This is a genomic window from Pontibacter ruber (assembly GCF_023630205.1).
GTDB lineage: Bacteria > Bacteroidota > Bacteroidia > Cytophagales > Hymenobacteraceae > Pontibacter > Pontibacter ruber.
Genome location: NZ_JALPRR010000001.1, coordinates 1,084,540 through 1,102,686, shown reverse-complemented (window position 1 = coordinate 1,102,686; position 18,147 = coordinate 1,084,540). Strand labels below are relative to the sequence as shown.

Below are 18,147 nucleotides of genomic sequence, written 5' to 3'. Positions count from 1 at the left end.
TAAAATAAAAGTTACTTGCCCTTAATAACTAATTTATACTAATTTCAAATAAATTACGTGTTGTCTGCATGATACCCATCTACTCCCAAAAGAACAGGATCAAACTTATTGTTGTTATCATCGCACTGATCATTGGGGCTGCTACCATCACATATACGAATGTTCTTGTAAGCAAACTATCGGAGCGGGAACAAGAGCTGGTGCAATTGTACGCCAAAGGGCTCCGCTACATGATCAATGCGCCAAGCGACGATAACATTGTGTTTATCGAAGAAGAGATCCTGTCTTCCAACCATACGGTTCCGGTTATACTTACGGATGAAAGTGAGAACATTCTTGACTATAAGAACATCGATTTGCCTGAAGGAATTTCAGAAAAGCGAAAAAATGAGCTGCTGCAACGCGAAATAAACAAGATGAAGGCGCAGCATGCGCCTATTGTGGTGCCGTGGGCCGAGGGCTCGGAAAACTATGTGTTCTATAAAGATTCCGCTTTGCTGTCGCAGCTGCGCTACTACCCGTATGTGCAGCTGATGGTTATTGCCTGCTTCGCCCTGATGGCGTACTTTGCTTTTAGCTACTCGCGCAAGGCCGAGCAGAACCGGGTGTGGGTAGGTCTGGCAAAAGAAACCGCGCACCAACTGGGCACGCCGCTCTCCTCGCTGATGGCCTGGTATGAGTACATGAAGTCGAGCCCGAAATTTGAGAACGAGCCGATCACGGCGGAGCTCTGGAAAGATATCCGGCGCCTGGAAATCATTACGGAACGCTTCTCCAACATCGGCTCCGTGCCGCTGCTACGCGACGAAAACATCCTGCAGGTTACTCAAAATGCGATCAATTACCTGCAGAACCGCATTTCCAGCAAGGTAGCGTTCAGCGTGCAATCAGCTTTTTCCCCGGACATCACAGCCAAAGTAAACGTGCCGCTTTTTGATTGGGTGATCGAGAACATCTGCAAAAATGCAGTGGATGCCATGGAAGGTAAAGGAAGTATAACCCTGAATCTGGTACTGCTGGGTAAAAGTAATATTGCCCTCGATATTACCGATACCGGCAAAGGCATCCCGAAAAGCAAGATCGATTCGGTTTTTCTGCCGGGCTATACGACCAAAAAGCGTGGCTGGGGTCTTGGCTTAGCCTTGGCTAAGCGCATCATCGACAACTATCACCAGGGCAAGCTGTTCGTGAAAGCATCAGAAGTGGGCAAAGGCACTACCTTCCGGATCGTGCTGAACAGATAGGTAGGAGTTAGAAAGGTAGAGAGTTAGAAAGTTAAAAAGGTGTAAAAGTATAGAAGTTGAAGTCTTTTGTCCTTTGTCAAATGGTCCATTGTCAGGAAGTAAATGGTTGAGGTAGTAAAGTACAGCGCAGAGTATAAACAGGAGTGGGATGGTTTTGTGGCCGGGTCTAAGAACGGCACTTTCCTGTTGCTGCGCGACTACATGGAGTACCATGCCGACAGGTTTCAGGACCACTCGCTGTTGTTTTACCGCAAAGGAAAGCTGGTAGCGGTGTTGCCGGCTAATGTAGCAGGGGAGGAGATTTACTCGCATGCGGGTCTCACGTATGGCGGCATCATCAGCAACCAGAAAATGAAGGTACCGGTAATGCTGCAAGTGTTTGAGTCTATGCGAGCCTATTGCCATACGCTTGGCTTTAGCAGCTTATACTATAAAACCATTCCGCACATCTTTCATCGCACGCCCGCTGAGGAAGACCTGTATGCGCTGTTCAGAAACCAGGCACAACTTTACCGGCGCGATGTGGGGTCGGCTATAGCCCTGGAACAAAGTATAAAGTATAGCAAAAAGAGACGCTGGCAGGTTAGCAAAGCGCAGAAGTATGGAATGGAGCTTGGCAGGTCCGAGGATTTTGCCCGGTTCATGCAGATAGAGCAGGAACTATTGCAGGAGCGGTACAACAAACAGCCGGTGCATACGGCAGCCGAAATGCAGCGCCTTGCTTCACTTTTCCCGGACAACATCAAACTTTACACGGCAAGTATAGAAGGAGAGATATTGGCCGGCATAATTGTTTACGAAACAGACACCGTGGCGCATTGCCAGTACATTGCCAGCACTGCCCGTGGCCGCAGCCTGTTTGCGCCGGATGCCTTGATCGATCACCTGCTGACTAAAGTATATCCGCACAAAAAGTACTTCAACTTGGGCATTTCCACCGAGCAGCAGGGGCAGTTTCTAAACGAGGGGTTGAACGATAACAAGGAAAGCTACGGAGCCCGTGCCATCGTGCACGATTTCTATAAGCTGCCGCTATAAAGTAAAAACGCTGCCTTTTCTGGGCAGCGTTTTTACTTTATAGGTAAGAAGCGATCACCTCCCCGGCTTTATCTGACAAAGCAGTTAAACCGGTTCCGTTACTTGGCCCTGTTCACGATGAACACGCCCGCCAGGATAATGAGCATGCCTACATAATGCCACAGATGTATCGTTTCGCCGTCCAGCACGCCCCACATCAGCGCTACGATCGGGATAAGGTAGGTGGTGGAACTGGCAAACAGGGTAGTGGTAATATGGATGAGCTTGTTGAAAAGCACCAGCGCAATGGCCGTGCTGAACACGGCAAGTATGGCAATGTACATCAGCGCCTCCCAGGCCCCCGGCACATGCTGCAGCTTATAAAAGAAGTCAGTGGTAAACAGGTATACCAGTGCAACAGGCCCTACTGTAAGCAGTGCCAGGCTGGAAACGGCAATGGCTTTCATGCCCTGCAGGCGGTGCTTGATGATGTTGGCGCTGGCGCCGTAGAAAATAGTTGCCAGTACAATATACAGGCCATAGTACATGTTGCCGAGGCCTGCGTTGTCGTTGCCCGTGAAAATTAGGACTACGGTTCCCAAAATGCCAATGATGATGCCGACCATGCGCATCCAAGTAATGGACTGGCTGAAGAAAACGGCTCCTACCAACAGCGTGAACAGCGCTGTGAGCGAGTTAAGTACGCCGGCCAGTCCACTGGCAAGGCGAGTTTCGGCAATAGCAAACAGGAAAGCGGGAAAGAAATTGCCCAGAAGGCCGCTGCCCAGCAAAAACTTCCAGCGGCCTGGCTCCACCTTGCGCAGGTTTTTAATAGCGAAAGGCAGCAAGGCCGCACAGGCGATCACCATACGCAGGGCGCCCAGCTCATCCGAAGAGTAAACGACCAGCCCTTTTTTGATAAGTATAAACGAGGTACCCCAGATCAGGGCAAGTATGATCACCAGCAGCCAGGCAATTGCCGGCGTGCCCGTTGTTTGCTGTGCAGGAGTAGTAGCGGTTTTGATAGTTAGAAAGTTAGAAGGTTAAAAAGTGAGAAAGTATCTGCAAAAATAAAGAGTTGGAACATCAGATTTGTTTATTCGATGCCCCAACTCCTGAAATTATTATTTATAGATGGAAGATCACGCTAGCATGATCGCAAAAGCTCAACTTTCTAACCCTCTAACTTTTTAACTTTCTAACTCTCAAGCGTAGCTCATGGTTTGCGCGATCTCGTCCAGCGTGTCGTAGATCTCGTTGATGTCTTCGGACTGCACCAGTTTCATGCGCAAGGGCTTGAAGTGCGACAGGCCGCGGAAATAGTTGGTGTAATGGCGGCGCATTTCGAAAATGCCCAGTTTTTCGCCTTTCCACTCCAGCGAATGCGTAAAGTGCTGGCGGCATACTTCCACGCGCTCTTCCAGGGTTGGCGGAGCCAGTACTTCACCGGTTTTCATGTAGTGCTTGATCTCGTTGAAGATCCACGGATGGCCAATGCTGGCGCGACCGATCATGATACCATCCACGCCATACTTGTTCTTATACTCCAGTGCCTTCTCCGGCGAGTCGATGTCGCCGTTGCCAAAGATCGGGATCTTCATGCGCGGGTTGTTTTTTACATCTGCAATCAGTGTCCAGTCGGCTTCGCCTTTGTACATCTGCACGCGCGTGCGGCCGTGTATACTTAAGGCTTGTATGCCGATATCCTGCAGGCGCTCGGCCGTTTCCACAATATTTTTGGTGTTATCATCCCAGCCCAGGCGGGTTTTTACGGTTACAGGCAGGTTGGTCGCTTTCACGATCTCCTCGGTCATTTTCACCATTTTAGGGATGTCGCGCAACAGGGCTGCTCCGGCTCCTTTGCAGGCTACGTTCTTTACCGGGCAACCGTAGTTGATGTCGATCAGGTCAGGGCCTGCCTGCGATGATACGATGGCTGCCTCCCGCATCGATTCAATTTCAGAGCCGAATATCTGTATACCGATCGGGCGCTCGTAGTCAAAAATGTCCAGTTTTTGCACACTTTTCGCTGCGTCGCGTATTAATCCCTCGGAGGATATAAACTCTGTGTACATCAGGTCTGCGCCATTGGCTTTGCACACTTTTCGGAACGGCGGGTCGCTTACGTCCTCCATCGGTGCCAGCAAAAGCGGAAACTCGCCCAGTTCTATGTTCGCTATCTTTACCAAAGCAAAATCTAATTTTTCGCGTAAATTTACGTCAATAAAACCTAATCTGCTCTATGAATGGTTTCATCTCCAAAGGCCGGCACCCATTTTTTATACTGCTGCTGCTGCTAGCGTTTATGCTGGGCGGGTATTTTATCGCCAGTTTTATTTACCTGCTGCTGGTAAACCTGCTCTTTGGGATCGGCGTTGCCGAATTGACTACAATTCTCTCAAATCCTGTTGATCATCCGGAAGGAGCCGATGTGATGTTGCTGTTCCAGGGCCTGGTGCAGTTTTGCTCTTTTGTATTGGCACCGTTGCTGATGCTCCGCATCTTGAACTATAACATCGATCAGTACCTGAACTGGAAAGAGCGCCCCTGGCTGGGGCTTGTGCTGCTGGCTGGTCTGATTGTGGTTTTGATCATGCCCTTCAATTCCCTGATCATCAACTGGAACGCCAAACTGGACCTGCCCGGGTTTATGGATGGATTTGAGCAATGGGCACGCGCCAAAGAAGATGAACTGGCCGAGCTGACCAAGCTGATCGCCAACTTTGCAACAGTACCGCGCCTGCTGGTGGGCCTGCTTACCATTGCCGTTATACCTGCCATTGGCGAAGAGCTGGTGTTCCGGGGCATTGTGCAGCGCCAGGTACACCGCTGGTCGGGTAACGCGCACGTAGCTGTGTGGGTGGCTGCTCTGATCTTTGCCGCCATACACGTGCAGTTTTTTGGCTTTGTGCCGCGCGCCTTGCTGGGGGCCCTGTTTGGCTATTTATACTTATGGTCGGGCAATCTGATCGTGCCGATTGTAGCGCACTTTGTAAACAACGGCTTTACGGTATTTCTGCTGTACCTGCAACAGACCAAATCCATTGAGTATGATGTAGAGTCGACAGAGCCGATGCCAATATATACTATTATTATGTCGCTGGTGCTGAGCATCGCCGTGTTGTACTACCTGTATCAGCGGTTCCGGCAGGTGCCGGCCCGCACCGAGGTAATTGCCGGGGCTGTAGAAGAATAGCTTTTGCGTTTTTGTTTTTAAAAGCTACTTTTACGGCTGTCGCACTTCCGACCCAAGCATTACATGAGTAAAACGATTTCCTCTCTTAGCAATCTGCAGCAGCGTCTTATCGTCGGAGTGTTAGGGGCTGCCCTGTTTGTCGGTAGCATCCTGTTCAGCGAATGGACTTACTTTTTACTCTTTCTCGGGCTGGCATTACTGGGCGTGCTGGAGTTTTACCGATTGTTGAAGCCGCTGGGTATAAAGCCGAATCAGACGATCGGTATCATTTCCGGCGGATTCTTTTATGTCTCCATATTTCTGATCGAGAAGGAGATCATGCCGGCTGATCTGTTGTATCTTTTCCCGCCAATCGTGTTTCTTGCCTTTGTGCTGGAGCTCTACCGCAAACAGGAACAACCGTTTACCAACATTGCTTTCACGCTGCTGGGGGTGCTGTATGTGGCCGTGCCTTTTGGCTTGCTGCACAAGCTGGGTTACCTGCAGGGCGAGTACAGCTGGCAGCCTATACTTGGCTTGCTGCTGCTGATCTGGGCATCGGACACGGGCGCCTATATTGCAGGCAAAACTTTCGGGAAGCATAAACTTTTTCCGCGCATCTCGCCAGGCAAAACCTGGGAAGGCTGGGTAGGAGGCACCATGCTTTCGTTGGTAGTGGCCTGGGCCATCTCTATCCCTTTCAACGACCTGGAGCTTTACCAGTGGTTGGGTGTAGCTGTTATTACCGCTGTTTTCGGGGTGCTCGGCGATCTGGTAGAGTCGCTTTTGAAGCGTAGCCTGAGTGTAAAAGATTCGGGAACCTTGCTGCCCGGGCATGGCGGCATCCTCGACCGCTTCGATAGCCTGCTGCTGGTGATCCCTTTTATTGTAGCCTTTCTTAAGATTTTCTAATTTTTGTTCTTTGCTTTTTAGGAGCTTGTAAGTATAAATTACATAACTTTACTGCCCTAAATTCTTAATCACTGAGTTAAATCAATAAGGATTAAAATCATGTTATACAAAGAGCCTGCGCCGATCAAGGATAGGGAAAACCCGTTTGAATCCATGATGTCGCGCTTCAATATCGCAGCAGAAGTGCTCGGGTTGGACGAAGAAACGTACAACGTTCTTAAATCTCCTACCCGCCAGGTTATCGTTAACGTTCCTGTTACGATGGACGATGGCAAGGTACGCGTGTTTGAAGGTTACCGTGTAGTGCACTCAACTATCCTTGGCCCGTCAAAAGGCGGTATCCGTTATGCACCGGATGTGTTTCTGGATGAAGTGAAGGCGCTGGCAGCCTGGATGACCTGGAAATGTGCTGTAGTTGATATTCCTTACGGTGGTGCCAAAGGTGGTATCATCTGCGATCCATACTCTATGTCTGCCGGCGAGATCGAGCGTCTGACAAGAGCTTATACCCAATCCCTGATCGACATCTTTGGTCCTGACCAGGACATACCTGCGCCAGACATGGGCACGGGCCCACGCGAGATGGCCTGGCTGATGGACGAATATTCCAAAACAAAAGGCTCTACAGTACACGCTGTGGTAACAGGCAAGCCGCTTGTACTGGGCGGTTCATTGGGCCGTGTAGAAGCTACCGGTCGTGGTGTAATGGTGTCGGCCATGGCTGCGATGGATAAACTGGGCATGGACCCGACTAAATCTACAGCTGCTATACAAGGTTTTGGCAACGTTGGCTCATGGGCTGCAAAACTAATGGCCGAGCGCGGTGTTAAGATATTGGGTATCAGTGATGTGAGCGGTGCTTACTGGAACGATAAGGGTATCGATATCGAAGAAGCCATTGCGTATAAGAACGCACATAACGGTCGTCTGGAAGGCTACAAAGGAGCTGAGATGATGGATCCGGATGAACTGCTTACTTCTAAAGTGGACGTAATCATACCGGCTGCTGTAGAAGACGTGATCACGATCAAGAACGTGGATAAGATCCAGGCGAGACTGATTGTGGAAGGCGCCAACGGCCCTACGTCTTACAAAGCAGATAACATCATCAACGAGAAGGGCATCATGGTAGTGCCGGATATCCTGGCGAACTCAGGTGGTGTAACAGTATCATACTTTGAGTGGGTGCAAAACCGCATGGGCTTCAAATGGACACTGGACCGCGTAAACGAGCGTGCCGAGCGTATCATGAACGAGTCGTTTGAGCGTGTGTATGCTGCTTCGCAGAAGTATAACGTGCCAATGCGTATTGCTGCCTATATCGTTGCCATCGACAAAGTGGCCATGACATACAAGTACCGCGGAGGTTTCTAAGATTAATATTTAGATTTTAAATTTATATTGTTTAATGCAGGTAATAGCTCATCCTTTTTGCAGGATGGGCTATTATGACTTATAAAAAGAGCCTGCGGCAAATTCATTACACGGATGAAAATTCACAAAGAAGGAAGAAGAATTTTATTTTTTACTTTGCTCATTTTGCTGGTGTTAAACCTGTTGTTGTACAACTTCAACGCCGACAACAATACGTTTAACCGAATTTTCTCTGGTGTATCCGCCGTGCTCTTTCTGCTGATCCTGCAGTTTTTCCGCAGCCCGTACCGCAACCTGCTGCTGCACGAAGACCTGATCGTGGCCCCTGCCGATGGTAAGGTAGTAGTGATCGAGGAGATCGAGGAGACAGAATACTTCAAAGACAAGCGCAAGCAGATCTCCATCTTCATGTCGCCTATCAACGTGCACGTGACACGCAACCCGGTATCAGGCATTGTGAAGTATTTCAAGTACCATCCGGGCAATTACTTTGTGGCCTGGCACCCGAAATCGAGCACGCAGAACGAGCGTACCACGGTGGTGGTGGAATCTACCGCAGGGCCCGAAGTGTTGTTCCGCCAGATAGCCGGAGCCATGGCGCGCCGTATTGTTTGGTATGTGAGCGAAGGCGATGAAGTAAGCCAGGGCGAAGAGTTCGGATTCATCAAGTTCGGCTCCCGTGTGGACGTGTTCCTGCCATTGGATGCTGAAGTGAAAGTACAGCTCGGGCAGAAAACAAAAGGCGGCGAAACAGTAATTGCCCAGTTGAAGACAGCACCTCCGACCTTGTTCGGGTAAGCTTTTGAAGACGTTAGATATTAGACTGTAAAAACACAAAAGCCGCTGCAAGTATAACCTGCAGCGGCTTTTTGTTTGTCTGAATCAGGATTTTCAGGATTAAATAAGGATGGACAGGATTCAGGACTACTAATTAATTCTGTCCTGCCGCAAGCTATATCATGCCATGTAGGCTGTATAGTATAGCTTTCCGAAAAATGAGCAACGAAATTAATACCAGCTCTCGACCAGCTTCATCAACTGCTCCAGGTATTTCTGGTCCACTTCGTCAAAATCGTTGAGCTTGTCGCTGTCTACGTCCAGCACCAGCTTTACTTCGCCGTCTTTTATTACCGGCACAACGATCTCTGACTTAGAATCGCTGCTGCAGGCAATATGGCCAGGGAACGCTTCTACGTCGGGTACCAGGATGGTTTCCTGGCGGGTATAACAGGCGCCGCATACACCTTTGTGATAAGGGATGCGTGTGCAGGCTACCGGCCCTTGGAAAGGTCCCAGCACCAGCTGCCCCTCTTTGTTGAAGTATACGCCTACCCAGAAAAAGCCCATGCCCTGACGCAAAGCGGCTACCAGGTTGGATATGTTGGCGATAAGGTCTGTTTCGCCTGTAGTTAACGCCTCGATCTGTGGCAGCAGGCTCTTATATTTTTCCTCTTTGCTGAGGCTCTGGTCTACTAAAAGTGATTCGGCCATGGAATTAATTTTGAATGATTGAATTTTGAATGAGTGATTGAGCGAATGCCTGAATAACTTGGCTACGGACATTCACCTGTTAACTGCTTACTGTTAACTGCCTCCTGTTTTTGTAGTGGAACAACTGGTCGGAGCCTATACTTTGGACCTCCTGAAGCTGCCCGTTCAGCATGGCAGGTGCTTTGATGCCTTCGCCTATACGTTGGCTCATGCTTCTAAATACCATGGCTTCGTCCCATAAACCTTCTTGCAAGAGGCTGTCCAGTAAATAAGTGCCACCCTCTACCATCACCGACAGCACCTTGCGTTGATACAGGTCCTGCATGATCTGAGATAGCAGCGGCTCCTCTTCCTGTAGCTGTACAAAGTATAAGTTCTCGTGCTCCTCCTGCTTTTTATAGTTGTACACCACCGTCGGATGGCTTTTGTCAAACAAATGCAGGTGCCCGGGCAGCTGTAATTGCCTGTCAATAACCAATCGTAGCGGGCTTTTACCGCTCCAGTGGCGCGTGTTCAGGCGGGGGTTATCATGCAGTGCCGTTCGGGTTCCGACAAGTATGGCCTGCTCTTCAGCGCGCCACTTGTGCACCAGCCGCTGCGAAAGTTTGCCGCTGATCTGTACTTGTGCACAGTTCGGTCCTGCTACAAAGCCATCAGCAGTTTCAGCCCATTTCAAAAGTATAAACGGGCGCTTTGTAGTATGAAAAGTAAAAAATCGCTTGTTCAGATCGAGGCCCTCTTCCTCCAGCACACCTACTTCTACCTGTGCTCCAACTTCAAGCAATTTCTTTATACCTCGGCCAGCTACCAGCGGGTTTGGGTCGGTGTTGCAGATCACGACATCGCGTACGCCGCTGCTGATGAGCAGGTCTGCGCAGGGAGGGGTTTTGCCAAAATGCGAACACGGCTCCAGCGTGACGTACACCCGGCTACGAGGCAGCAGGCTTTTGTCTGCTACAGCCGCAATGGCATTTACTTCGGCGTGTGGTCCGCCGTAAGCTTTGTGCCAGCCTTCCCCGATGATCCGGCCCTCATGCACCACCACACAGCCTACCATCGGGTTGGGGGAAGTATAGCCGCTGCCGAGCTTTGCCAGCTCCAGCGCGCGTTGCATGTATAGTTTGTCGGCAGGTGTCATGGTTTCTTTATACTTTTGCAAAGGTACCCAATTTTACTATAACCAAAGCAAACGCCTGTGGCCACCGTTCAGCAAACTTTAAACGACCTGCGCAAAGCGCTCTCAGCCATTTACCCAGAGCCGGAAGCCGATGCCATGGCCCGGCAGGTAGTGGAGCATGTGCTGCAGAAATCGAGAGTGGCGCTAAGCCTGGAGCGGGAAGCCGAGGTAAACGAAGCCAAGCGTGAAGTAATGGCGCGCTTGCTGCAAAGGCTGCTGCAACACGAGCCACTGCAGTATGTACTGGGTGTAGCGCACTTTTATGGCTTAGAACTGCAGGTAGACGAGCGGGTGCTGATACCAAGACCGGAAACCGAAGAACTGGTAGACCTGGTGGTAAAAGATCACCGGGTCCAGCAGCACCTGCATGTGTTGGACATTTGTGCCGGCAGCGGCTGCATACCGCTGGCCTTGGCAGCTAACCTAAACACGAGCAAAGTATACGGGCTGGAATTGTCAGAGGGAGCGTTGGAGGTAGCCCGTGCCAATGCCGCTAAGTATAACCTGCCTGTGGAGTGGCTGCACCAGGATGTTTTCGAGGATATACCAGGTATAGCCCCGCATTCGTTAGATATCATCACGAGCAATCCGCCTTATGTGCTGGAGCAGGAAAAAGAGCAGATGCGTGCCAACGTGCTGCAATACGAGCCGCACCTGGCCCTTTTTGTGCCAGACGAAGATGCTTTGAAGTATTACAAGCGCATTACAGACGTTGCCGCAATACTGCTGAAGAGAGGTGGTAAGTTATACTTTGAGATAAACGAGCAGTATGGCGGCGGCGTAAAAGAGCTTTTACAAAAGGCGGGTTTCTCAAACATTAAAGTAGTGCAGGATTTATTTGGTAAAGACAGGATAGTGCGGGCGCTCTTGTAGAATTATACTTTTCCTGTTTAGGCTATAATCTTGTAACTTTGTGTAGCTAAGCTAATTGGAGCTGTGGGCAGATCAGTGATAAAATGCGTCTGAACAAGCGTGTAATCAGGGTTCAGTCCTGAGCACATCTAAATTGCTTGCCATCTGCGGAGTATGTATTAACCAAAAGGTTTGTCTGCAAGTGCAACGCTATAGAAGAAAACAAATGAAAAAAATTTTAGTGACAGGCGGTGCCGGATACATTGGCTCCCACACCGTAGTAGAACTGGTTGAGGCTGGCTACGAGCCGATTATATTGGATAACTTCTCTAACTCGCAGGAAAGTGCGTTGGAGGGTGTGAAAGCTATACTGGGCAGAGACATTACCTGCTACCGCACCGACTGTACGGATGCAGCAGCCCTGCGAGAGGTTTTTGAGAAAGAAGCAGGTATAGCAGGCGTTATTCATTTTGCGGCCTACAAAGCGGTGGGCGAATCAGTAGCTGAGCCGCTGAAATACTATCATAACAACGTCGGCTCTTTGGTGACCCTGCTGCAGGTAATGGAGGAGTTTCAGGTAGATAAGCTCGTTTTCTCCTCTTCCTGCACCGTGTATGGCATACCGGATCAACTGCCGGTAACAGAACAAACGCCGGTACAAAAAGCCAACTCTCCTTATGGCAACACCAAAAAGATGTGCGAGGAGATTCTGACGGATCTGGCAGACAGCGGCAGCAACATGCACTCCATTGCCCTTCGTTATTTCAACCCGATAGGGGCTCATCCTTCTGCTAAAATAGGCGAGCTTCCACTTGGCGTTCCAAACAACCTGGTGCCTTTCATTACGCAGACAGCCGCCGGTATCCGGGAGCAGCTTACTATTTTCGGCAGCGACTACGATACGCCGGACGGTACTTGTATCCGTGACTATGTGCACGTAGTGGACCTGGCAAAGGCGCACGTGGCGGCCATCAATAGGCTGTTATCCGGCAAGGCAGAGAACATCGAATTCTTTAACGTAGGTACCGGCACGGGCAATACTGTGCTGGAGGCAGTGCAGGCATTTGAGCGTGTAACAGGTGTAAAACTCAACTATAAAATTGGTCCGCGCCGACCCGGCGACGTGCCTAAAATATATGCCGATGTAACCAAGGCAACCGAAGTTCTGGGCTTCAGAACCACCAGCACCCTGGAAGAAGCCATGCAGAGCGCCTGGGACTGGCAATTACATTTACAGGAATCAACTACGAAAGCATAAATGAAAATACTGATTACGGGCGGAGCCGGCTTCATTGGCTCGCATGTGGTAAGGCTGTTTGTTAACAAGTATCCGAACTACCAGATCTATAACCTTGACAAACTGACCTATGCCGGTAACCTGGCGAACCTGACAGATATTAAAGACAAGGAAAACTATACATTCCTTAAAGGCGACATCGTAGACGCCGCTTACCTGGAAGGTATTTTTGCAGAGTACCAGTTTGATGCAGTGATTCACCTGGCTGCCGAGTCGCACGTGGACCGCTCTATTACAGACCCGCTGGCATTTGTGCATACCAACGTCATTGGCACAGTAAACCTGCTGAATGTAGCGCGCCAGCACTGGAAGGAGAACATGGACAAGCACCTGTTCTACCACATTTCTACCGACGAAGTATATGGATCGCTGGGTGAAGACGGATTGTTCACAGAAGAGACGGCTTATGACCCGCGCTCGCCATACTCGGCCTCTAAAGCCAGTTCCGATCACTTTGTGCGCGCCTACTACCATACGTACAGTTTGCCGATCAAGCTTTCCAACTGCTCGAACAACTACGGACCTAACCATTTCCCGGAGAAGCTGATTCCGCTGGCCATCAACAACATCAAGAACGAGCGCCCGGTGCCGGTATATGGCAAAGGCGAAAACGTGCGGGACTGGCTGTATGTGCTGGATCATGCCCGTGCTATTGATGACATCTTCCACAGAGGCAAAGTAGGCGATACCTACAACATTGGCGGCGTGAACGAGTGGCGCAATATCGACCTGATTGAGCTGCTTTGCGATCTGATGGATGAGAAACTGGGACGACCACAGGGGCACTCACGCAAGCTGATCACGTTCGTAAAAGACCGTGCCGGACACGACCTGCGCTACGCGATCGACTCGTCTAAGCTGATGAACGAACTTGGCTGGGAGCCATCCGTAACGTTTGAGGAAGGCCTGAGCAAAACCGTAGACTGGTACCTGGAAAATACAGAGTGGCTGGAGAACGTAACCTCCGGCAACTATACTTCCTACTACGAGCAGCAGTACACAGACCGGTAGGTAATTACGAATTAATAATTACAAATTGTAGGGTTCGATTTTCAGCTCCACGCTCTAAAGGAGAAGCGAAAAACGAATAACGATAAACGAAGAACGAGCTTAATGAAAGGAATCATACTTGCCGGAGGTTCTGGCACCAGACTTCACCCGCTTACGCTGGCTGTTAGCAAACAGCTCATGCCGGTGTACGACAAGCCCATGATCTACTACCCGCTGTCTACGCTCATGCTGGCCGGCATCCGCGACATCCTCATCATCTCCACGCCGCACGACCTGCCGATGTTCGAGCGGTTGCTGGGCGATGGCAGCCAGATTGGTTGTAACTTCAGCTATGCCGTGCAGGAAGTGCCTAACGGCCTTGCTCAGGCATTCGTGATCGGGGAGGAGTTTATTGGCCGCGATAAAGCAGCGCTTATACTTGGTGATAACATTTTCTATGGATCAGGGATGAGCAAATTGCTGCAGGCCAACAATGATCCGGAAGGGGGTGTGGTATATGCGTACCACGTGCAGGATCCGGAGCGCTACGGTGTGGTAGAATTCGATGAGCACAACAACGCTATTTCGATAGAAGAGAAGCCGCAGCAGCCGAAATCGCATTACGCAGTGCCGGGTTTATACTTCTACGATAACGATGTAGTAGACATAGCCAAGAACCTGGAGCCAAGCCCGCGCGGCGAGTATGAGATCACCGACGTGAACAGAGAATACCTGCGCCGGGGCAAGCTAAAAGTAGGTATCCTGAACCGTGGTACAGCCTGGCTGGACACCGGAACCATCCAGTCGCTGATGCAGGCCGCTACTTTTGTGCAGGTGATTGAGGAGCGCCAGGGACTGAAGATCGGAGCCATTGAAGAGGTGGCCTACCGCATGGGCTTTATTAATGCCGAACAGCTGCAGCGTGTGGCAGAACCACTGCGCAAGAGCGGCTACGGCGATTACCTATTAAGGATAATGAAAGAGAATTTCTAGCAAAAAGGCCACCGATCAGGTGGCTTTTTTTATGCTTAGCGGTTTGTAAAGTTTTTAGTATAGCGCTAAGGCTATACTTTAAAAATCTGCTATCTTGTAGTGAGAAAACAGTACTACTGGAAGTATAATACCAAGCCACATCCGCCAAGCATGAAAGAAAGAGCAGTACATACTTTGCTGACCTATAGCATTGCTGCTGTCTGGTTGATAAACGGGCTGCTGTGCAAGGTGCTGAACCTGGTGGAGCGGCATGAGCTTATTGTTGCTAAGGTTATGGGGGACGAATTCTCCAGGCCACTCACATTGCTTATCGGTTTAGCTGAGATAGGCATGGCCTTGTGGGTACTGACAGGTATAAAATCGCGGCTCAACGCTGTAATTCAGATCACGGTAGTGGCAGCTATGAACATCCTCGAATTTGTACTGGCGCCTGACCTGCTGCTTTGGGGGCAGCTAAATGCAGGCTTTGCTTTTGTGTTTATACTTATTGTATACTACAACGAGTTCCACCTGAACAAAGCACTAGCCCAGCAATCGTAGCATGTTATCACTCCTGAAGAACCACCCCTTTGCTGTGGAGGCTTTCTTTGAACAGTCGCTGGTTCTGACTTTTGCGGTGCCTAAGGAGCAACTGCAGAGGCTTATTCCGGAGTGCTTGCAGTTAGATACTTTCGATAGCAAATGGGCCTTTCTGGCAGTTGCAATGGTGCAGACAAAAGGGCTTCGTCCAAAGGGGCTGCCATCGTTTCTCGGCAATAATTTTTTCCTGATAGGCTACCGGGTATTTGTCAGGTACACCAACAATGCAGGTAAAAGGCTGCGTGGGCTATATATCCTGAAATCAGAAACAGACAAAAAGAAGATGGAACTCTTGGGTAACATCTTCACCCATTACAATTACACGACAACAGACATCACACAGTCAGGAGAAAGTATAAAGCTGGTAAAGTCGCTGAAGTCTGGTTTTACTGTAGCGTATGATGACGCAGCTACAGAAGTCTTGTTGCCTGCATCTTCGCCGTTCGCAGACTGGAAAGAAGCCCGGCGCTTTGCCGGTCCTCTGCCTTTCACGTTTACTTACAACGCTACTACAAAAGAAGTATTGATCATAGAAGGCGTAAGGCAAAACTGGGTACCTGCGCCAGTCAACGTGATTGATTACAACTCTTCTTTTCTGAATAAGCTCAACGTGGCACATGCTGCCTTGGCGAGTGCTTTTATCATCAGGAATGTGCCATACTACTGGAAGAAAGGCCGGATTGAGAAATGGGAGCAGTAAGAAAGCCACTCCAGGGAGTAGCCAACATTGTTCGCTTTAACTGGCATTTCTATGTTATTGCCTTTGCCGTTATACTACTTTTAGGTTTTTTTGGCAGCCTGGTTAGCAAGTCTCTACAGCCAATTGTGTACCTGCCTTTGACCCTGGTTTCAGGCTCGATTATCATCTCTCTGCTGGTGTCGCTCTACATCTATGATTTATCCGGATTCTACAATTTAGATTGGGTAGAACAACGGCATACAGATAGGCTGCTCGTAAATATCAATGCCGGTTTTGATGAGACAAGCGCATTGCTAAAGGCTAAATTCAGGAATTCAGAGCTGATTGTTCTGGATTTCTATGATCCTGAGGTGCATACCGAAGTATCCATCAAAAGGGCAAGGAAATCGTATCCTCCCTTCCTCAATACTAAACAGGTAAAAGGAAATGAGCTTCCCTTACCATCAAATTCAGCTGATAAAATTCTAGTGATTTTGTCGGCACACGAGATAAGAGACGACGCAGAGCGAATAAGCTTCTTTAAAGAGCTGGCCAGGGTGCTAAAGCCTGCAGGGCAGGTTTATGTAACAGAGCATCTGCGCGATATACCTAACTTCCTGGCGTACAACATCGGCTTTCTGCATTTCTATTCAAGAAGCACTTGGCTAAATACATTCAGAGCATCAGGGCTGCAGGTTAGTAAAGAAACAAAGTTAACGCCTTTTATATCCACATTTATACTTGATAAGCATGGAAGTGCATCTTAAAATAATCGGGGCTTTGTTGGTTGCACTTGCGCTGGTTCATGTCATCTTCCCAAGGTATTTTAATTGGGCTGAAGAATTAAAGCCTTTGAGCTTAGTTAACCGACAGATGATGACGGTGCACACTTTCTTTATTGCCTTAACTGTGTTCCTGATGGGTATACTTTGCCTGACTTCTTCAGGTGAGCTCATCTACACGGAGCTTGGGAAAAAGGTATCACTGGGCTTGGGCTTGTTCTGGGCAGTAAGGTTATACTTCCAGTTCTTTGGCTATTCAGGAGAACTCTGGAAGGGGAAGCGGTTTGAAACAACAGTGCATGTCTTGTTTTCTTTCCTTTGGTTGTATGTAAGCGCTTCCTTTTTGCTGGTATACCTTGGCTGAGAAAAGAGCTTAGAAACACCTACAACACAAACCCCAGCAGCAGACCGGTAAGTACAAGTATGGGAGGCGGAATACGGGTAAAGAGCAACAGGCAGAACGTTGCCGCGACAATACCAAAGTTCAGCGGGGTGTTTTCGATCGGGTGGTAGAGCAGGATGGCTGCGGCTACTACCATGCCGGAACTTACAGCGCTAATGCCTTCCAGCGAGGCGCGCACCACTCTATACTTTTTCAGCTCATCCCAAAACCGGATCACAAAGAAGATCAGGAAGGTACCGGGCAGGAAAATACCTACCGTAGCTACAAAAGAACCCAGGAACTGACCTCCTATACCATACTCGCGCATGGCCAGGTTACCTACGAAAGAGGCAAACGAAAAAGTTGGTCCTGGCAGTGCCTGTGCAATGGCGTACCCGGAGAGGAATTCCTCACCGGTGAGGTATCCTTTAAAATCGACAAATTCGGTGTAGAGCAGCGGCGTGAGCACTTGCCCACCCCCAAAAACAAGGCTGCCGTTACGGTAAAAGTTCTCAAACAACCTGACCGGGAGCGAGGAGGTGGTGGCGCCAATAACGGCAGCAGCGACCAGCACAGCTACGTAAAGTATAAAATTGGCCCACTGGATTTGAAGTTTCTTGTCCTTTTCCTGCGGGTGCTGCCGGAAACGCAACGCTGTTGTGGCTCCTCCTGCGATCAGCAGCAACGGGTATACCCACGGAGAGTGGAAAAAGTAAGCCAGTATACCTGATATCACCATCAGTATCACAGCCGTTTTTGTATTCACTACCTTCGAACTGATGGCATAAGCTGCATAGGCCACAAAGCCAACCGCCATCGGTTGGATAAAGCGCAGAAACTTAAGCGAAATATTATGCTCCTGCAGGTAAGAAATGGTCAGGGCGGCCAGTGCCATGATGGTAGAGGCGGGTAAGAGCCACACCAGCAGCGTGAGGTAAGCCAAGTTCGGGCCGCCAATGCGGAAGCCGATGGCCGTGATGGTTTGGGTGGACGTAGGGCCAGGCAAGATCTGGCAAAGGGCATTCAGTTCGATCAGCTCCTGCTCGGTAAGGTATTTGCGTTTGTCTACCAGCAGTTTAAACATCAGGGCAATATGTGCCTGCGGCCCCCCAAATGCGGTAAGGGCAAGTACCAGAACGTCTTTCAGGAAGATGTAATAGCGCAGACTCATGCCATGGGTCAAAAAAAGAGAGATAACAAATG

Annotated in this window: 19 protein-coding genes; 14 read left to right on the top strand and 5 right to left on the bottom strand. The window is 49.6% G+C overall.

Translation table 11 applies throughout. The annotated features are described in order from the left end of the window. Positions 1 to 68: 68 nt before the first annotated feature. Both MJ611_RS04900 and MJ611_RS04895 read left to right on the top strand, forming a co-directional pair. Positions 69 to 1,244, top strand: coding sequence for a sensor histidine kinase (locus tag MJ611_RS04900; RefSeq protein ID WP_250428392.1), 1,176 nt, complete (start codon positions 69 to 71; stop codon positions 1,242 to 1,244). Between the two features lie 102 nt (positions 1,245 to 1,346). Continuing rightward, positions 1,347 to 2,282, top strand: coding sequence for a GNAT family N-acetyltransferase (locus tag MJ611_RS04895; protein ID WP_250428391.1), 936 nt, complete (start codon positions 1,347 to 1,349; stop codon positions 2,280 to 2,282). A gap of 98 nt (positions 2,283 to 2,380) precedes the next feature. Here MJ611_RS04895 and MJ611_RS04890 read toward each other — a convergent pair whose 3' ends face one another. Further along, positions 2,381 to 3,223: a DMT family transporter gene (locus MJ611_RS04890; RefSeq protein WP_250428390.1), complete on the bottom strand. Its 843-nt coding sequence runs from the start codon at positions 3,221 to 3,223 to the stop codon at positions 2,381 to 2,383. Between the two features lie 243 nt (positions 3,224 to 3,466). After that, complete coding sequence (gene dusB, locus MJ611_RS04885) at positions 3,467 to 4,450, bottom strand: tRNA dihydrouridine synthase DusB (protein WP_250428389.1); 984 nt, start codon at positions 4,448 to 4,450, stop codon at positions 3,467 to 3,469. A 53-nt stretch (positions 4,451 to 4,503) separates the two neighbouring features. Here dusB and MJ611_RS04880 point away from each other — a divergent pair, with 53 nt between their 5' ends. From MJ611_RS04880 to MJ611_RS04865, 4 genes are all read left to right on the top strand, one after another. Then, a complete protein-coding gene (locus MJ611_RS04880) occupies positions 4,504 to 5,457 on the top strand; it encodes a CPBP family intramembrane glutamic endopeptidase (protein WP_250428388.1) in 954 nt (317 codons plus the stop codon). A gap of 63 nt (positions 5,458 to 5,520) precedes the next feature. After that, positions 5,521 to 6,348: a phosphatidate cytidylyltransferase gene (locus MJ611_RS04875; RefSeq protein ID WP_250428387.1), complete on the top strand. Its 828-nt coding sequence runs from the start codon at positions 5,521 to 5,523 to the stop codon at positions 6,346 to 6,348. Between the two features lie 99 nt (positions 6,349 to 6,447). Then, positions 6,448 to 7,722, top strand: a complete 1,275-nt coding sequence (locus MJ611_RS04870; RefSeq protein ID WP_250428386.1) for a Glu/Leu/Phe/Val family dehydrogenase — start codon at positions 6,448 to 6,450, stop codon at positions 7,720 to 7,722. 114 nt (positions 7,723 to 7,836) lie between these two features. Further along, entirely contained in the window at positions 7,837 to 8,520 is a 684-nt protein-coding gene (locus MJ611_RS04865) for a phosphatidylserine decarboxylase family protein (RefSeq protein ID WP_250428385.1), read from the top strand. Positions 8,521 to 8,730: 210 nt separating this feature from the next. Here MJ611_RS04865 and MJ611_RS04860 read toward each other — a convergent pair whose 3' ends face one another. Together MJ611_RS04860 and ribD are read right to left on the bottom strand one after the other, a co-directional pair. Beyond that, positions 8,731 to 9,213, bottom strand: coding sequence for a GAF domain-containing protein (locus MJ611_RS04860; protein WP_250428384.1), 483 nt, complete (start codon positions 9,211 to 9,213; stop codon positions 8,731 to 8,733). Positions 9,214 to 9,292: 79 nt separating this feature from the next. After that, positions 9,293 to 10,351 (bottom strand): bifunctional diaminohydroxyphosphoribosylaminopyrimidine deaminase/5-amino-6-(5-phosphoribosylamino)uracil reductase RibD, encoded by a 1,059-nt coding sequence (ribD, locus tag MJ611_RS04855; RefSeq protein ID WP_250428776.1) that lies wholly within the window; start codon positions 10,349 to 10,351, stop codon positions 9,293 to 9,295. A 57-nt stretch (positions 10,352 to 10,408) separates the two neighbouring features. Here ribD and prmC point away from each other — a divergent pair, with 57 nt between their 5' ends. From prmC to MJ611_RS04815, 8 genes are all read left to right on the top strand, one after another. Further along, positions 10,409 to 11,263: a peptide chain release factor N(5)-glutamine methyltransferase gene (gene prmC / locus MJ611_RS04850; protein WP_250428383.1), complete on the top strand. Its 855-nt coding sequence runs from the start codon at positions 10,409 to 10,411 to the stop codon at positions 11,261 to 11,263. A gap of 205 nt (positions 11,264 to 11,468) precedes the next feature. Further along, positions 11,469 to 12,500 (top strand): UDP-glucose 4-epimerase GalE, encoded by a 1,032-nt coding sequence (galE, locus tag MJ611_RS04845; RefSeq protein ID WP_250428382.1) that lies wholly within the window; start codon positions 11,469 to 11,471, stop codon positions 12,498 to 12,500. After that, the gene (gene rfbB, locus MJ611_RS04840; protein ID WP_250428381.1) at positions 12,501 to 13,550 is read left to right on the top strand and encodes a dTDP-glucose 4,6-dehydratase; all 1,050 of its coding nucleotides are present in this window, start codon (positions 12,501 to 12,503) and stop codon (positions 13,548 to 13,550) included. Positions 13,551 to 13,652: 102 nt separating this feature from the next. After that, positions 13,653 to 14,522, top strand: coding sequence for a glucose-1-phosphate thymidylyltransferase RfbA (gene rfbA, locus MJ611_RS04835; RefSeq protein WP_250428380.1), 870 nt, complete (start codon positions 13,653 to 13,655; stop codon positions 14,520 to 14,522). A gap of 150 nt (positions 14,523 to 14,672) precedes the next feature. Continuing rightward, a complete protein-coding gene (locus tag MJ611_RS04830) occupies positions 14,673 to 15,062 on the top strand; it encodes a DoxX-like family protein (RefSeq protein ID WP_250428379.1) in 390 nt (129 codons plus the stop codon). Position 15,063: 1 nt separating this feature from the next. Beyond that, entirely contained in the window at positions 15,064 to 15,801 is a 738-nt protein-coding gene (locus MJ611_RS04825) for a DUF2071 domain-containing protein (RefSeq protein WP_250428378.1), read from the top strand. Continuing rightward, a complete protein-coding gene (locus tag MJ611_RS04820) occupies positions 15,789 to 16,547 on the top strand; it encodes a class I SAM-dependent methyltransferase (protein ID WP_250428377.1) in 759 nt (252 codons plus the stop codon). The genes MJ611_RS04825 and MJ611_RS04820 overlap by 13 nt, the downstream gene beginning before the upstream one ends. 85 nt (positions 16,548 to 16,632) lie before the next feature. Then, the gene (locus tag MJ611_RS04815) at positions 16,633 to 16,926 is read left to right on the top strand and encodes a hypothetical protein (RefSeq protein ID WP_250428376.1); all 294 of its coding nucleotides are present in this window, start codon (positions 16,633 to 16,635) and stop codon (positions 16,924 to 16,926) included. A 19-nt stretch (positions 16,927 to 16,945) separates the two neighbouring features. Here the strand turns inward: MJ611_RS04815 and chrA are convergent, their stop codons facing one another. Next, on the bottom strand, positions 16,946 to 18,115 hold the full coding sequence (gene chrA, locus MJ611_RS04810; RefSeq protein ID WP_250428375.1) for a chromate efflux transporter: 1,170 nt from the start codon (positions 18,113 to 18,115) through the stop codon (positions 16,946 to 16,948). Between the last annotated feature and the right edge of the window lie 32 nt (positions 18,116 to 18,147).

Coding starts and splice junctions, on each gene's coding strand:
- MJ611_RS04900 (WP_250428392.1), top strand. CDS start 69: ATGATACCCATCTACTCCCAAAAGAACAGGATCAAACTTATTGTTGTT.
- MJ611_RS04895 (WP_250428391.1), top strand. CDS start 1,347: ATGGTTGAGGTAGTAAAGTACAGCGCAGAGTATAAACAGGAGTGGGAT.
- MJ611_RS04880 (WP_250428388.1), top strand. CDS start 4,504: ATGAATGGTTTCATCTCCAAAGGCCGGCACCCATTTTTTATACTGCTG.
- MJ611_RS04875 (WP_250428387.1), top strand. CDS start 5,521: ATGAGTAAAACGATTTCCTCTCTTAGCAATCTGCAGCAGCGTCTTATC.
- MJ611_RS04870 (WP_250428386.1), top strand. CDS start 6,448: ATGTTATACAAAGAGCCTGCGCCGATCAAGGATAGGGAAAACCCGTTT.
- MJ611_RS04865 (WP_250428385.1), top strand. CDS start 7,837: ATGAAAATTCACAAAGAAGGAAGAAGAATTTTATTTTTTACTTTGCTC.
- MJ611_RS04860 (WP_250428384.1), bottom strand. CDS start 9,213: ATGGCCGAATCACTTTTAGTAGACCAGAGCCTCAGCAAAGAGGAAAAA.
- ribD (WP_250428776.1), bottom strand. CDS start 10,351: ATGACACCTGCCGACAAACTATACATGCAACGCGCGCTGGAGCTGGCA.
- galE (WP_250428382.1), top strand. CDS start 11,469: ATGAAAAAAATTTTAGTGACAGGCGGTGCCGGATACATTGGCTCCCAC.
- rfbB (WP_250428381.1), top strand. CDS start 12,501: ATGAAAATACTGATTACGGGCGGAGCCGGCTTCATTGGCTCGCATGTG.
- rfbA (WP_250428380.1), top strand. CDS start 13,653: ATGAAAGGAATCATACTTGCCGGAGGTTCTGGCACCAGACTTCACCCG.
- MJ611_RS04830 (WP_250428379.1), top strand. CDS start 14,673: ATGAAAGAAAGAGCAGTACATACTTTGCTGACCTATAGCATTGCTGCT.
- MJ611_RS04825 (WP_250428378.1), top strand. CDS start 15,064: ATGTTATCACTCCTGAAGAACCACCCCTTTGCTGTGGAGGCTTTCTTT.
- MJ611_RS04820 (WP_250428377.1), top strand. CDS start 15,789: ATGGGAGCAGTAAGAAAGCCACTCCAGGGAGTAGCCAACATTGTTCGC.
- chrA (WP_250428375.1), bottom strand. CDS start 18,115: ATGAGTCTGCGCTATTACATCTTCCTGAAAGACGTTCTGGTACTTGCC.